The organism is Pseudomonas sp. 43NM1 (genome assembly GCF_002836905.1).
GTDB lineage: Bacteria > Pseudomonadota > Gammaproteobacteria > Pseudomonadales > Pseudomonadaceae > Aquipseudomonas > Aquipseudomonas prosekii.
Map to the genome: position 1 here is coordinate 1 of NZ_MKGS01000125.1, position 14,425 is coordinate 14,425.

The 14,425-nt window shown below is 61.0% G+C and carries 13 protein-coding genes; 7 read left to right on the top strand and 6 right to left on the bottom strand.

Annotated elements, in window-relative coordinates; translation table 11 throughout:
- Nucleotides 1-215: 215 nt before the first annotated feature.
- The 6 genes from BI292_RS11335 (at nucleotide 216) to BI292_RS11365 (ending at nucleotide 6,486) form a co-directional block, all read left to right on the top strand.
- Nucleotides 216-1,580, top strand: coding sequence for a hypothetical protein (locus BI292_RS11335; protein ID WP_101207931.1), 1,365 nt, complete (start codon nucleotides 216-218; stop codon nucleotides 1,578-1,580).
- Nucleotides 1,581-1,757: 177 nt separating this feature from the next.
- Nucleotides 1,758-2,006: a transmembrane sensor/regulator PpyR gene (locus tag BI292_RS11340; RefSeq protein ID WP_101207932.1), complete on the top strand. Its 249-nt coding sequence runs from the start codon at nucleotides 1,758-1,760 to the stop codon at nucleotides 2,004-2,006.
- Between the two features lie 522 nt (nucleotides 2,007-2,528).
- Nucleotides 2,529-2,984, top strand: coding sequence for a (2Fe-2S)-binding protein (locus BI292_RS11350; protein ID WP_092269575.1), 456 nt, complete (start codon nucleotides 2,529-2,531; stop codon nucleotides 2,982-2,984).
- Between the two features lie 31 nt (nucleotides 2,985-3,015).
- Nucleotides 3,016-5,184, top strand: coding sequence for a xanthine dehydrogenase family protein molybdopterin-binding subunit (locus tag BI292_RS11355; RefSeq protein ID WP_101207966.1), 2,169 nt, complete (start codon nucleotides 3,016-3,018; stop codon nucleotides 5,182-5,184).
- 1 nt (nucleotide 5,185) lies between these two features.
- Entirely contained in the window at nucleotides 5,186-5,764 is a 579-nt protein-coding gene (locus BI292_RS11360; protein WP_092269572.1) for a hypothetical protein, read from the top strand.
- 74 nt (nucleotides 5,765-5,838) lie between these two features.
- Nucleotides 5,839-6,486 (top strand): GGDEF domain-containing protein, encoded by a 648-nt coding sequence (locus tag BI292_RS11365; protein ID WP_101207934.1) that lies wholly within the window; start codon nucleotides 5,839-5,841, stop codon nucleotides 6,484-6,486.
- Here BI292_RS11365 and BI292_RS11370 read toward each other — a convergent pair.
- Together BI292_RS11370 and BI292_RS11375 are read right to left on the bottom strand one after the other, a co-directional pair.
- Nucleotides 6,394-7,674, bottom strand: a complete 1,281-nt coding sequence (locus BI292_RS11370; protein WP_101207935.1) for an amidase — start codon at nucleotides 7,672-7,674, stop codon at nucleotides 6,394-6,396. The genes BI292_RS11365 and BI292_RS11370 overlap by 93 nt on opposite strands.
- Nucleotides 7,671-8,096, bottom strand: a complete 426-nt coding sequence (locus BI292_RS11375; RefSeq protein WP_101207936.1) for a VOC family protein — start codon at nucleotides 8,094-8,096, stop codon at nucleotides 7,671-7,673. The genes BI292_RS11370 and BI292_RS11375 overlap by 4 nt, the downstream gene beginning before the upstream one ends.
- 127 nt (nucleotides 8,097-8,223) lie before the next feature.
- Here BI292_RS11375 and BI292_RS11380 point away from each other — a divergent pair, with 127 nt between their 5' ends.
- On the top strand, nucleotides 8,224-9,087 hold the full coding sequence (locus BI292_RS11380) for a LysR family transcriptional regulator (RefSeq protein WP_101207967.1): 864 nt from the start codon (nucleotides 8,224-8,226) through the stop codon (nucleotides 9,085-9,087).
- An 813-nt stretch (nucleotides 9,088-9,900) separates the two neighbouring features.
- On the opposite strand, the gene fabI is transcribed toward BI292_RS11380, so the two are convergent.
- Genes fabI through BI292_RS11405 form a run of 4 tightly spaced genes read right to left on the bottom strand, consistent with a single transcriptional unit; the run spans nucleotide 9,901 to nucleotide 14,423 of the window.
- On the bottom strand, nucleotides 9,901-10,695 hold the full coding sequence (gene fabI, locus BI292_RS11390; protein WP_092269559.1) for an enoyl-ACP reductase FabI: 795 nt from the start codon (nucleotides 10,693-10,695) through the stop codon (nucleotides 9,901-9,903).
- Nucleotides 10,696-10,716: 21 nt separating this feature from the next.
- Nucleotides 10,717-12,327 carry an ABC transporter ATP-binding protein gene (locus tag BI292_RS11395; RefSeq protein WP_092269556.1) on the bottom strand — a complete coding sequence of 537 codons (1,611 nt, stop codon included), beginning with the start codon at nucleotides 12,325-12,327 and terminating at the stop codon, nucleotides 10,717-10,719.
- Nucleotide 12,328: 1 nt separating this feature from the next.
- Nucleotides 12,329-13,348 (bottom strand): ABC transporter permease, encoded by a 1,020-nt coding sequence (locus tag BI292_RS11400; RefSeq protein ID WP_092269554.1) that lies wholly within the window; start codon nucleotides 13,346-13,348, stop codon nucleotides 12,329-12,331.
- A 1-nt stretch (nucleotide 13,349) separates the two neighbouring features.
- A complete protein-coding gene (locus BI292_RS11405) occupies nucleotides 13,350-14,423 on the bottom strand; it encodes a microcin C ABC transporter permease YejB (protein ID WP_092269551.1) in 1,074 nt (357 codons plus the stop codon).
- Nucleotides 14,424-14,425: the final 2 nt, after the last annotated feature.

Sequence of the window (14,425 nt, forward strand, 5' to 3'; positions counted from 1 at the left end):
GATGAAGGGAAGGGCGTCGTCGCGCCAGAAGCGTGGGGCTTTGTCAGCGTGTTGAGCAACGGTGCGCGTCATCGTTGGCGTCCTCGGCAGGCCAGTGGCGCAGTGTATGGGTTCTGAGCGCGAAAGGCGCGAGGGGCAAGCTCGCAGAGATATCGGTATGCACCGTTAGTCGCTAGACTTGCCGCCCCGAATTTGCCGCAAGGACGCTCAGCATCATGGTTGCCCCTCGTTTATCCGCCGTCAGCTGCCTGCTTGCCAGCCTGTTCACCAGCGCCAGTGCTGTTGCGGCGGCTGAACCCCTGACCCTGCACCTCGCCGACCCGGCGCAGAAATACGCAATCGACGTGGTCTACCCGCAGGCGCCAACGCAAACCTTCGATGACGCTCCGGCGACCATCACCCTGCGCGACAAGGCCAGCGGCGCCGTGCTGCAACGCATCGAGTCGGCCGAGGCGTTTGCCTTGTTCAAGCCCGGCAGCAACGAACTGGCGGCCGATCAGAACCTGCTGCTGTTCGGTGATTTCAATTTCGACGGCGAGCAAGACTTGGCTGTGCGCAACGGCAATGACGGCGGTTATGCCGAGCCTTCCTACGATATTTATCTGTCCGACCCCGAGAGCCCGACGCTGGTACTGAACAAGGCTTTTTCGGCGCTGACCCGCGAACCGAATCTGGGGCTGTTTGGCGTGGATGCGGCGAGCAAACGGCTGATCACCCAATCGAAAAGCGGCTGCTGCTGGCGCCAAACCGGGACGTGGCAGATTCAGGACAACCAGCCGCTGATGATTGCCGAAACCATCAAAGTTGCGCAGCGACCATTGGAGGCAACGCCACTGATGCCGCGGGGTTACACCGACATCACCCAGCGCGACTTGGTCAACGGTCAGTGGACTGAGCGCAACCATCTCGAAGGTCCCGAGGCGACGGCGCCGGTGATGGTGCGCGGCACGTTGAACGGCAAGATTGCCTTCGAACTGTGGTGGCAAGTGCAGGGCGCCGCGTACGTCGGTGAAGTGCGCTACCCGAAAAGCGGCAACGGCCAGCCGATTCGGCTGATCGGCGGGCCATATGAGGATGGCGCCGTGCTGCTGCATGAGTTGAACGAGGCGGGCGAAACCACCGGCGACTGGTATGTGCAGGGCGAGCCCAACCTGCATGGCGTCCAAGATGTCAGTTGGCACGGTCCGGCGGAAAAAATCCTCAGCGGCACTGGCCGGCCGACGGTGTTCAAAGTCGCGGCCACGGCGCTGCTGCCGGTGGTCGCCAGTCAGCGCGAAGGGCGCTATCTGGTGAACGACGCCGAGGAGCCGAGAACCGGCGAATTGATCCTGAAAATACTGCCGTCCACCGATGCCAGCGGTGTCGAATTGGCCGACATCCGCATGAGCATTCGCATCAGCAAGGACCGGGTCTGGGAGCTCAACAAAAAACTGCCGTTGCAGGCCGGCAACCTGGTGATCGGCATGGACGACAAAGACGACTTCAGCTATCGCCTGCAACTGCTCAATGGTGCGATTCAGTTCCAGGCTTACGGCGATATCTACGAGTTCAGTTCGGTCTTCGTCAAACAAAACCCGTGACTGATGGGGATTTACAACATGTAGTCGTTATGACTTTAGATAGGGTCATAACGACTACTCTGCACAAGAGTCATATTGACTTCTAAGTAAGCAAGTCATTGATTTAATATCGTTTTCTACCTGGCACGGCTTTTGAGTTACTGGACGTAAATCTCAACCGCATCAGGAGTACGGAAAATGTTCGATTTCTTCAGCAATCCTCATAACGTTCTGCACCTGTCCAGCAAAGTGCTGGGTGTTGGCCTGATGCTGTTGCTCGTCGGCATCTACGGTGCTTACCTGCACAGCGGTTATCTGCCGATTGTGCTGTTGGTGACGCTGCACGCGATGACCATCGTCGGCCCGACGCTGCTGAAAATCGGCTACGTGATGCGCCTGCTCGCGCAACATCGGCTGAGCACTCACCCGATCGCCGTGGCTGCCTGATGCGCAATCTCAAAGCAACAACGCAACCCCCCTGTAGGAATGAGACTGCTCGCGATAGCGGTTTTTCATCCAGAATTTATGGAAACTGGACGAACGCAATCGCGAGCAGGCTCGCTCCTGCAGGTACAGCGGCGGTGTTCAGTCTGGGGTTTCGGCCATTCTTTCTTGCAGGCGCCGGGTTCGCGCTGCTAGCCGTGGCGATCTGGGGTTTTTGGCACTACAGCGCCATCCTGCTCAAACCCAGACTCTGAACCAACCTCAACCCTGTGGGAGCAAGGCTTGCCCGCGAAGGCGTCGTGTCAGTCGATATCTTTTTCAACTGGCAGAACGCCTTCGCGGGCAAGCCTCGCTCCTACATGGGCATTTGCGGGTTCGCAGGTGACCGGCGGTCGCTGAAGCTGGCTGCGCGGTCAATCTGCGCTTAGCTGTATGGATAAACCCGAGGCGCGCGGACCCGCCGACCCTGCAACGACGCGGTCACAGCGAGCCCTTCAGAACACCGTGAGTCTGAGGATATCCGTAATGCTGACCCTGAATATCAATGGCAAGGACCAGGAGCTGAATGTCCCCGCCGACATGCCGCTGCTCTGGGTTCTGCGCGATGTCGCGCACCTGACCGGGACCAAGTTCGGTTGCGGCATGGCCCAGTGCGGCGCCTGCACCGTGCACGTCGATGGCGCGCCGCTGCGCTCGTGCATCACCCCCGCAACCGCGGTCGCCCACGGGCAAAAAATCCTCACCATCGAAGGCTTGTCCACCGACGGTTCGCACCCGGTGCAGCAGGCCTGGGCCGAACTCGACGTGGTGCAATGCGGTTATTGCCAGTCGGGGCAGATCATGTCCGCCGCCGCGTTGCTGGCGAAAATCCCCAAGCCCACCGACAGCGACATCGATCAGGCGTTGTCCGGCAATATCTGCCGCTGCGGCACCTACCCAAGGATTCGCGCCGCGGTCAAACGCGCAGCCGACATCGGTTGATGCCACGTCGAGGGGAGTCATCGCAATGACCATGAACAGCCTCAACCCGGTTTCACGGCGCAACTTTCTCAAGGGCAGCGCCATGCTCGGCGGCGGTCTGGTGGTGGCGTTTGTCATCCCCGGCGCCCACCGTTTTGCTATCGGCGCGGAGAATCAGGGCAATGTTTTCGCGCCCAACGCCTTCCTGCGCATCGCCAGCGACAACAGCGTGACCATATTGCTCGGCCACTCGGAAATGGGCCAGGGCATCTGGACCGGCCTGACCATGCTGATCGCCGAAGAACTGGACGCCGACTGGTCGAAAATTCGTGTCGAACACTCGCCAGCTTCGGCCAAGGATTACGGTTTGGCCGGGTTTGGCGGCATGCAGATCACCGGCGGCTCGACCTCGACCTGGATGGAGTTCGACCGCTACCGCCAGGCCGGCGCCGCTGCGCGTTTGATGTTGATCGACGCCGCCGCCAAACGCTTCAATGTTGCGCCGTCGCAGATCCGCACCGAGCCCGGCGTGGTGATTGCCGGCGAGCACCGCGCGACCTACGGCGAGCTGGCGGATGACGCCGGCAAGTTGCCAGTGCCGGACCCGGCCTCGATCAAATTCAAGGACGCCAAGGATTGGAAAATCATCGGCAAACCGACCCCGCGCCTCGACACCCCGGAGAAAATCACCGGCCGCGCCAAGTTCGGCATGGACGTGCAATTCGAAGGCCTGATGACTGCAATGGTCGCGCGTTCGCCAGTGTTCGGCGGCAGCGTCAAATCCTTCGAGGGCGCCGAGGCCCTGGCCATACCGGGCGTGCATAAAGTGCTGCAAGTACCGAGCGGCGTGGCGGTGGTCGCCGAGCATTATTGGGCGGCGAAACTGGGCCGCGATGCGCTGAAAATCGATTGGGACTTGGGGCCGAATGCCGGGCTCGACAGCCTCAAACTGCTCGAAAGTTTCCGCCAACTCGCCACCACCGCCGGCATGTCTGCCAGCCAGGCCGGGGACGCCGTGGCGACGTTGAAGACGGCAGCGAAAACCATCGACGTCGAATACAGCGTGCCGTACCTCGCCCATGCGCCGATGGAACCGCTCAACTGCACGGTGAAGATCAGCGCCGACAAATGCGAGATCTGGACCGGCACGCAGTTTCAGACGCTGGATCAAATGATTGCCGGGCAGATTACCGGGCTGAAACCCGAACAAGTGGAAATTCACACCGAATTCCTCGGCGGCGGTTTCGGTCGGCGGGCCAATCCGACCTCGGACTTTGTCGCCGAAGCGGTGCAAGTGGCCAAGGCTGCGGGCATGCCGGTTAAGACCGTGTGGTCGCGTGAGGATGACATTCGCGGCGGCTATTACCGCTCGATGTTTCTGCATCAGGCCAACATCGGCCTCGACGCCGACGGCCTGCCGCTGGCGTGGAAACATGTGCTGGTCGGGCAGTCGATCATGGACGGCACGGCGTTCGCCGCGACCATGGTCAAGGACGGCGTCGACAAGACCTCGGTCGAGGGCGTGGCCGACAGTCCTTACCTGGCGAAACTGGCCAACCACCACGTCGAGCTGCATTCACCGAAAACCGGCATCAACGTGCTGTGGCTGCGTTCGGTCGGGCACACGCATACCGGTTTTGTCATGGAATCGCTGATCGACGAAATGGCCGAAGCCGCCGGCAAGGACCCGGTGGAGTACCGACGAACCCTGCTCAAGGAGCATCCGCGCCACCTCGGTGTGTTGAATCTGGCGGTGGAGAAAGCCAACTGGAACGCGCCGTTGCCGGATGGTCACGCGTTGGGCGTGGCGGTGCACGAATCGTTCGGCAGCTACGTCGCGCATGTGGCCGAGGTGTCGCAGGACAACCTGAAAATTCGCGTGCATCGCGTGGTCTGTGCGGTGGATTGCGGCATCGCGGTCAACCCGCAGAGCATCGCCGCGCAGATGGAATCCTGCGTCGCGTTCGGCCTCAGTTTTGCGTTGCACAGCAAACTCACGCTCAAGGATGGCGCGGTGGTGCAGTCCAACTATCACGATTATCAGGTGCTGCGGCTCAACGAAATGCCGGTGGTCGAGGTGCACATCGTGCCCAGCAGCGAAAAACCCGGTGGCATTGGCGAGGCCGGCGTGCCACCGATGGCGCCAGCAGTGGCCAACGCGTTGTTTGCCTTGACCGGGCAACGCCTGCGCGAACTGCCACTGCAGTTGTCGGGGGTGTGAGATGAAACGACATTTGATGCTGGGCGCGGTGGTGATGGTCGGTCTGGCGGGCTACGCCTCCGATCTGTTTGCTGAAGACCCGGCGGCATTGAAGGCCTTCGAAACGGTGCAAAAGGTCTTCCAGAGTCCGCGCTGCCAGAACTGCCATATCCCCGGCGATTCGCCGTTGCAATTCGACGCCGGTATTCCTCACGCGATGAACGTGGTGCGCGGCATGGACGGCAAGGGCGCCGCCGGTTTGCCATGTGCGACCTGCCACGCAGAGAGCAATCCGCCGGCCAGTTACGGCCCGCACGCGCCGCCGGGTGCGCCGCACTGGAGCCTGCCGCCCGCCGCGCACAAAATGGCCTGGATCGGCCTGCCTGCGGACAAACTCTGCGCGATGATCAAGGACCGGTCGAGCAACGGTGACCGCGATTTCGCGGCGCTGATCAAGCACGTCAGCGACGACAAACTGGTGCTCTGGGGCTGGAATCCCGGCGGCAATCGGGCGCCAGTGCCGGTGCCGCACGACATTTTTGTCACGCAGTTCAAGCTGTGGGCGGACGCTGGAGGACCGTGCCCTGTAGCGGGCATCTGACCAACGGCGAGCTAAAAAGGAGTCAAATCGGGTATGTGTGCCTCTAACGCACATACCCTCCACAGGAGTGACACATGCTGCTTCCAGGCAAACCGATCAAACCGGGCACTTTCGCAGATGCCGTGCACGGGCCGGATACTGCTTTGCAGGAGCGTGAATTACTGCGCGAACTAGCGCGAAAAGCCGAGCAGGAGCTGACGGCGGTGCAGGTCGCCAGCCTCGACGAATTGACCCTTTTGCCCAATTGCCATGGCTTCGAGGCCTTGGCGCAAATGGGCCTGGATGCCTGTCTGGACTTGGGCAAACCGGCGACTTTGCTGTCTTTCGATCTCGATCATTTCCAACACATCAACCAGTTGTATGGCCGCGCGGAAGGTGATGACGCGTTGAAGACGTTTGCTGACGTGTTGCGCATCGCGTTTCGCGAAAGTGACGTGATCGGGCGCATGGGCGGCGATGAATTCGCCGCGCTGCTGACCGGTGCCAGCGCGGTGGACGTCCGCGCCATCCGCGCGCGCCTCGAAGAAATGCTCGACGAGCGCAATGCCACGGTGCACCGCGCCTATGACATTCGCTTCAGCATTCGCCAGATTGAATTTCACCCGGCGCTGCACCGCACGGTCGGCGGACTATTGCGAGCGATCAGCCGCCAGGTCGGCTGCGAGCCGCTCGGCGGCGTGCAACAGCCCGGCGTCGTCGCGGAACCGGCCGATCATCTGTAGGCCGATCGGCAACAAGCCTGCGACGCGTGCCAGTGGCACATTCACTTGCGGCCAGCCAAACGCGCCCCAGAACTTGATGTAGTCGGACGGCCCGGTGTTGTCGGCGCTCCCCGACGCCAGTGGTGCAACGCTGGCGCAGCATGGGCCGAGCATGGCGTCGAACGGCTGGCAGAGTTCTGTCAGGCGCGGCGCGAGCGCCGCCAGTCGCGCCTTGGCCGCCGATTCCTGCTCCCAGGTGGTAGCCGCTGCTCGATCAAACATCGCCAGAATCGAGGGGCTCAGCAGGTCTCGGTGTTGCTGGAATTCTTTGGCCAGCGAGCGGGCGCCTTCGCAGTCGTTGATCAACAGGTGATCGTCGAAGACGCTGGCAAACGCTTCCGGTAGTTGTATTTCGCTGATCTGGTGACCGATTTCGCGAAGCTGTTCGATGGCGTGTTCCAGCGCCGTGGTGACTTCCGGCTCGATCCGGTCCCAGCGTGTGGTGCGATAGAACCCCAAGCGCAACGGCCGCTGCTGAGCTTCGGTGACTGCAAAACCTGGAATCAATACCTGCGCCACCCGGCTCAAATCGCGCACCGAGCGACCGTACCAGCCGACCGTGTCGAAGCTCGGCGCCAACGGTTTCACCCCTTCCAGCGAGACCAGGCCCAGCGATGGCTTGAAGGCGAACAGTCCGCAATACGCCGCCGGTTTCAGCAGCGAACCGGCGGTTTGCGTGCCCAGCGCGACGGCAAAGAAATCCGCCGCCATGCCCGCCGTCGAACCGGCGCTGGAGCTGCCCGGCGTGCGCAGCAAGTCATGCGGATTGCGCGTCGGCCCGGTTTGCATATAGGCGAACTCGGTGGTGTGGGTTTTGCCCATGATCAGCGCGCCGGCCTGGCGCAACAGGGTCACGGCGTGGGCGTCGCGCGACGGTTGATGACCGGCATAGATCGGCGAGAAAAACTGCGTCGGATGGTCGGCGCTGTCGAAGATGTCTTTGACGCCCACCGGCACCCCGGCCAGCAGGCCTTGGCGATTGATCTGTGCGGCTTGCTCGCGGACCAGTTGCGGATCAAAAGAGACGAAGGCGTGAACGTCTGGCTCCTGGGCCTGGATGCGTTCGAGGCAGGACTCGGCAATCGCCGCGGCACTGATTTCGCCACTGCGCACCGCTTCGCTCAGGGCCGTGGCGTCGCGGCGGATCATTTGGCGAACAACTGGCTGATGTCCTTGAACGCCTTGAACTCCAAGGCATTGCCGCACGGATCAAGCAGGAACATCGTCGCTTGTTCGCCGACCAGGCCCTGAAAACGAATCCCCGGTTCAATCACGAACGGCGTGCCGCGCGCCTGCAACCGTTCGGCCAGTGCCTCCCAGTCCGGCATCCCCAATACCACGCCGAAGTGCGGCACCGGCACGTTATGGCCATCGACGGCGTTGGTGTGCGCGGCTTCCTGTGTGGCGTTTTTCGGCGCCAGGTGAATCACCAGTTGATGGCCGAAGAAATTGAAATCCACCCAATGCACACTGGAGCGGCCTTCCTCCAAACCGAATACCTCGCCATAAAAACTGCGCGCCGCCGCCAGGTCGTACACCGGAATCGCCAAGTGAAAAGGGGAGAGCTGCATCGGGTAATCCTCAACGGTCAGAAGTTGCAGCTGAGTTTAGTCCTGTGCTTTTTGATTGAAAGACGATAATTTTTGCGCCGAGCTGCAATTATTTCGATCAATGGGCGACGGTGATGGCGAGGTGCGCATGCTGCGGGAACTGAAAACCTTTATTGCGGTAACGCGCTACGGCACGTTTGCCGCGGCGGGCATGCACATCGGCCTGACGCAATCAGCGGTCAGTGCGCAGATTCGCAATCTGGAGCAGGCGTTGGGTATTCGCCTGTTTGATCGCACCGGACGCCAGGCGTTGCTCAACGCGGCGGGGCAGCGTGCTTTGCCGATGGCGCGGGAGATGCTCGAAACCTTCGCGCGGATGGCGGTCAGCGATGACGTCAGCGAGTATCGCGGCGAATTGAAAATCGGCGCGGTGGCGACTGTGCAAACCGGGTTGCTGCCGCACGCCTTGCTGCGTTTGCGGCAGCAGGCACCGTTGCTGGAGGCGAAACTGGTGCCGGGGGTGTCGCTGAGTTTGCTCAGTCAGGTGGATACCGGGGAGGTGGATCTGGCGATTCTGATCAAGCCACCGTTCGAGCTGCCCAAGGAACTGTCGGCGCAGGTCATTCGCAAAGAGCCGTTTGTATTGATCGTGCCGCAGGACCTGCCGGGTGACGATCCGCTGAGCCTCCTCGCCGAGCATCCGCATGTGCGTTATGACCGAAATTCGTTCGGTGGGCGGCTGGTGACGCGGTTTTTAAGGGAACAACAGGTTGACGTTCACGTCGCGCTGGAGCTGGACGAGCTGGAGGCGATTGTGAAAATGGTTGAGTGCGGGTTGGGTGTTTCATTGCTGCCCGAAGCCGGGTTATGGGTAGAGCACGGGGCCAGAGTGCGGGTGATTGCGTTGGGGGAATTGACGTTCTACCGGGAAATTGTGTTGTTGCAGCGGTACAACCAGAGGACGCAACCGATCCAGAGATTGTTTGCCCAGTGCCTCGAAAGCGGGGTTTGAAGCGATTGGAATGGGTTGGCCGATGGATCGCCATCGCGAGCAGGCTCACTCCTACAGGGATTTCTGCTGTTTAGAAAATCTGTGTCCGCCCGCAAATCCCCTTGCTCGCGATGGCGGTGTGTCAGGCCACATGACATCACCTGACCCACCGCCATCGCGAGCAAGCTCGGCTCCCACAGGGATTTCTGGCGCTCGGAAGATCTGTGTCCACGCGCACATCCCCTGTGGGAGCGAGCCTGCTCGCGATTGCGGCCTATCAGCCCACATCGCATCACCTGACCGTCCGCCATCGCGAGCAAGCTCGGCTCCCACAGGGATTTCTGGTGTTCAGAAAATCTGTGTCCACCCGCACATCCCCTGTGGGAGCGAGCTTGCTCGCGATCGCGATCTATCAGGCCACATCGCATTACCTGACCCACCGCCATCGCGAGCAAGCTCGGCTTCCACAGGGATTTCTGGCGCTCGGAAGATCTGTGTCCACGCGCAAATCCCCCTGTGGGAGTGAGCCTGCTCGCGATGGCGGCCTATCAGCCCACATCGCATCACCTGACCCACCGCCATCGCGAGCAGGCTCACTCCTACAGGGATTTCTGGCGCTCGGAAGATCTGTGTCCACGCGCAAATCCCCTGTGGGAGTGAGCCTGCTCGCGATCGCGGTGTGTCAGGCCACATGACATCACCTGACCCACCGCCATCGCGAGCAAGCTCGGCTCCTACAGGGGTTTCTGGTGTTCACAACATCTGTGTACAACCCAAATCCCGGGCATAAAAAAACCCGCCATCGCGGCGGGTTTTTTCGGGCGTAACCGAAGATTACTCTTCGAGGTTGCCCATGGCGGTGGTGTTGAAGCCGCCGTCTACGTACATGATTTCGCCGCTGATGCCGGACGCCAGGTCCGAGCACAGGAAGGCGCCGGCGTTGCCGACTTCGTCAATGGTGACGTTGCGACGCAGCGGGGTTTGCGCTTCGTTGGCGGCCAGCATCTTGCGGAAGTTCTTGATGCCGGACGCCGCGAGGGTGCGGATCGGGCCAGCCGATACGGCGTTGACGCGGGTGCCGTCCGGGCCCAGGGAGCCGGCCAGGTAACGTACGCCAGCTTCCAGCGAAGCCTTGGCCATGCCCATTACGTTGTAGTTCGGCATGGTGCGCTCGGCGCCCAGGTACGACAGGGTCAGCAGGCTGCCGTTGCGGCCCTTCATCATTTCGCGGCCAGCCTTGGCCAGGGCCACGAAGCTGTAGGCGCTGATGTCGTGAGCGATGCGGAAACCTTCACGGGTGGTGGCTTCGGTGAAGTCGCCGTCCAGTTGGTCGCCCGGGGCGAAGCCGACGGAGTGAACGATCACGTCCAGGCCATCCCACTTCTTGCTCAACTCTTCGAAGACCTTGGCGATTTCTTCATCGCTGGCCACGTCGCACGGGAAGCACAGCTCAGGGCTCGAGCCCCAGCCTTGTGCGAATTCTTCAACACGACCTTTCAGTTTGTCGTTCTGATAAGTGAAGGCAAGCTCAGCGCCCTCGCGATGCATGGCGGCAGCGATGCCGGATGCGATGGACAGCTTGCTGGCGACACCGACGATCAGTACGCGCTTACCGGCGAGAAAACCCATGTGTTGCTCCTCTCTTTCAGGTTATTGCGCAGTGGCTGGTGCCAGGAAAGCGGCTTCCAGCAACTGCTGTGTATACGGATGTTGGGGGGCGGCAAAGATACTTTGCGCGTCACCCTGTTCGACCACTTGGCCATGCTTGACCACCATCAGCTGGTGGCTCAGCGCCTTGACGACAGCCAGGTCATGGCTGATAAACAGATACGTCAGGTTGTACTTGGTTTGCAGTGAACGCAAAAGCTCCACCACTTGGCGTTGTACCGTGCGGTCGAGGGCCGAAGTTGGCTCGTCGAGCAGGATCAACGCCGGTTTTAGCACTAATGCCCGGGCAATGGCGATTCTCTGCCGCTGCCCGCCGGAAAATTCGTGGGGGTAGCGGTTCCGGGTTTCCGGGTCCAGGCCTACCTCCTTCAATGCCGCAATAATCGCTTGTTCCTGCTCCGCCTCGGTGCCCATCTTGTGAATCCGCAGGCCTTCGCCGACGATCTGGCTCACGCACATGCGCGGGCTCAGGCTGCCGAACGGGTCCTGGAAGACCACCTGCATCTCCCGGCGCAACGGCCGAATCTCGTTCTGCGTCAGGCAGTCTAGCTGCTTGCCCTCAAAACGGATGCCACCCTTGCTGCCGATCAAACGCAAAATCGCCAGACCGAGCGTCGATTTGCCGGAACCGCTTTCCCCGACAATCCCCAACGTCTGACCCTGCGGCAGGCTGAAATTGATCCCGTCCACCGCTTTGATGTGATCAACCGTGGTTTTCAGGAAGCCTTTCTTGATCGGAAACCACACCTTCAGGTCCTCGACCTGCAGCAACGGCGGGCCGATTTCATTGGTCGCCGGCTTGCCGCTGGGCTCCGCTGCCAGCAGTTCCCGAGTGTACGGATGCTGCGGCGCGCGGAACAACTCTGCGCACGATGCCTGTTCGACGATGCAACCGCGCTGCATGACACATACGCGATGCGCAATTCTTCGCACAAGGTTCAAATCGTGACTGATCAGTAACAACGCCATGCCCAGGCGCGACTGCAATTCCTTGAGCAATTCGAGGATTTTCAGCTGAACGGTCACGTCCAGCGCGGTGGTCGGCTCATCGGCAATCAGCAATTCCGGCTCGTTGGCCAGGGCCATGGCGATCATCACCCGCTGCCGTTGGCCGCCGGACAATTCGTGCGGCAATGCCTTGAGGCGCTTGTGTGGCTCGGGAATGCCGACCATCTCCAGCAGTTCCAGCGTGCGCCGGGTCGCCACTTTGCCGGTCAAACCCTTGTGAATGCCGAGCACCTCGTTGATCTGCTTCTCGATCGAGTGCAGCGGATTCAGCGAAGTCATCGGCTCCTGGAAAATCATCGCGATGCGGTTGCCGCGAATATGCCGGATGGTTTTCTCTTTCAGGCTCAGCAAATCCTGCCCGGCGTATTCGATGGTGCCGGACGGGTGGCGCGCGAGCGGGTAGGGCAGCAGGCGCAGGATCGAGTGCGCGGTCACCGATTTGCCGGAGCCGCTTTCGCCGACCAGGGCCAGGGTTTCGCCGCGTTTGATATCGAAACTGACGCCTTCGACCACTCGCTGCACGCGCTCGCCGACGACGAATTCGACGGCGAGGTCGCGCACTTCGATCAGATTGTCCTGATTCATTTCACTTCCTCGGGTCGAAGGCATCGCGAGCGGACTCGCCGATAAACACCAGCAAACTCAACATCAGCGCGAGCACCGCAAACGCGCTCATGCCCAGCCAGGGCGCTTGCAGATTGGATTTGCCCTGGGCCACCAGTTCACCCAGCGACGGGCTGCCGGCCGGCAAACCGAAACCGAGGAAATCCAGCGCGGTCAGCGTGCCGATGGCGCCGGTGAGGATGAACGGCATGAAGGTCATGGTCGAGACCATCGCGTTGGGCAGGATGTGGCGGAACATGATCGCGCCATTCTGCATGCCGAGCGCCCGGGCGGCGCGTACGTATTCGAGGTTGCGCCCGCGCAGGAACTCGGCGCGGACCACGTCCACCAGGCTCATCCACGAGAACAACAGCATGATCCCCAGCAGCCACCAGAAGTTCGGCTGGACGAAACTGGCAAGAATGATCAGCAGATACAACACCGGCAGCCCGGACCAGATCTCGAGGAAGCGCTGCCCGGCCAGATCGACCCAACCGCCGTAAAAGCCCTGCAACGCGCCGGCAATCACACCGATGATCGAGCTGAGAATGGTCAGCGTCAGCGCAAACAGCACCGACACACGGAAGCCGTAAATCACCCGCGCCAACACGTCACGGCCCTGATCGTCGGTGCCTAGCAGGTTATCTGCCGAGGGCGGCGCCGGGGCCGGGACTTTCAGGTCGTAGTTGATGCTCTGGTAGCTATAGGGAATCGGCGCCCACAACACCCACGCGTCCTTGGCTTTGAGCAGTTCGCGGATGTACGGGCTCTTGTAATTGGCCTCGAGCGGAAATTCGCCGCCGAAGGTGGTTTCCGGGTAGCGCTTGAGCGCCGGGAAATACCAGCCGTCGTCGTAATGCACCACCAGCGGTTTGTCGTTGGCGATCAACTCGGCGCCGAGGCTGGCGCCAAACAGGATCAGAAACAGCCACAGCGACCACCAGCCGCGCTTGTTGGCCTTGAACAGTTCGAAACGTCGGCGATTGAGTGGGGACAGGTTCATCTCAATGCTCCCGGTGTTCGAAGTCGATCCGTGGATCGACCAGGGTGTAGGTGAGGTCGCCGATCAGTTTCACCACCAGCCCCAATAACGTGAAGATAAACAGCGTGCCGAACACCACCGGGTAATCGCGGTTGATCGCCGCTTCAAAACTCATCAGGCCCAGGCCATCGAGGGAGAAAATCACTTCGACCAGCAGCGAACCGGTAAAGAAAATCCCGATAAACGCCGAAGGAAAACCGGCAATCACCAACAGCATGGCGTTGCGGAACACGTGGCCGTACAGCACTTTGTGATGCGTCAGACCCTTGGCTTTGGCGGTGACCACGTACTGTTTGTTGATTTCATCGAGGAAGCTGTTTTTCGTCAGCAGGGTCATGGTCGCGAAGTTGCCGATCACCAGCGCGGTCACTGGCAATGCCAGGTGCCAGAAGTAGTCGAGGACTTTGCCGCCCATGCTCAGTTCGGCGAAGTTGTTCGAGGTCAAGCCGCGTAACGGGAACCAGTCGAAATAACTGCCACCGGCGAACAACACGATCAGCAGAATCGCGAAGAGGAACGCCGGGATCGCGTAGCCGACGATGATCAGCGAACTGGTCCAGACATCGAAATGGCTGCCGTGGCGCGTGGCTTTGGCGATCCCCAGCGGGATCGACACCAGGTACATGATCAGCGTGCTCCAGAGCCCGAGCGAGATCGACACCGGCATCTTTTCCTTGATCAGGTCGATAACCTTGGCGTCGCGGAAGAAGCTGTCGCCGAAATCCAGGGTCGCGTAGTTCTTGATCATGATCCACAAGCGTTCCGGCGCCGATTTGTCGAAGCCGTACATGTGCTCGATTTCCTTGACCAGCGCCGGGTCGAGGCCCTGGCCACCGCGATAGGAGGAACCGGCCACCGACACTTCGGCGCCGCCGCCAGCAATGCGGCTGGTGGCGCCGTCGAAGCCTTCGAGCTTGGCGATCATCTGTTCCACCGGGCCACCGGGGGCGGCCTGGATGATCACGAAGTTGATCAGCAAGATGCCGAACAAGGTTGGGATGATCAGCAGCAGTCGCCGAAAAATATACGCCAGCATCT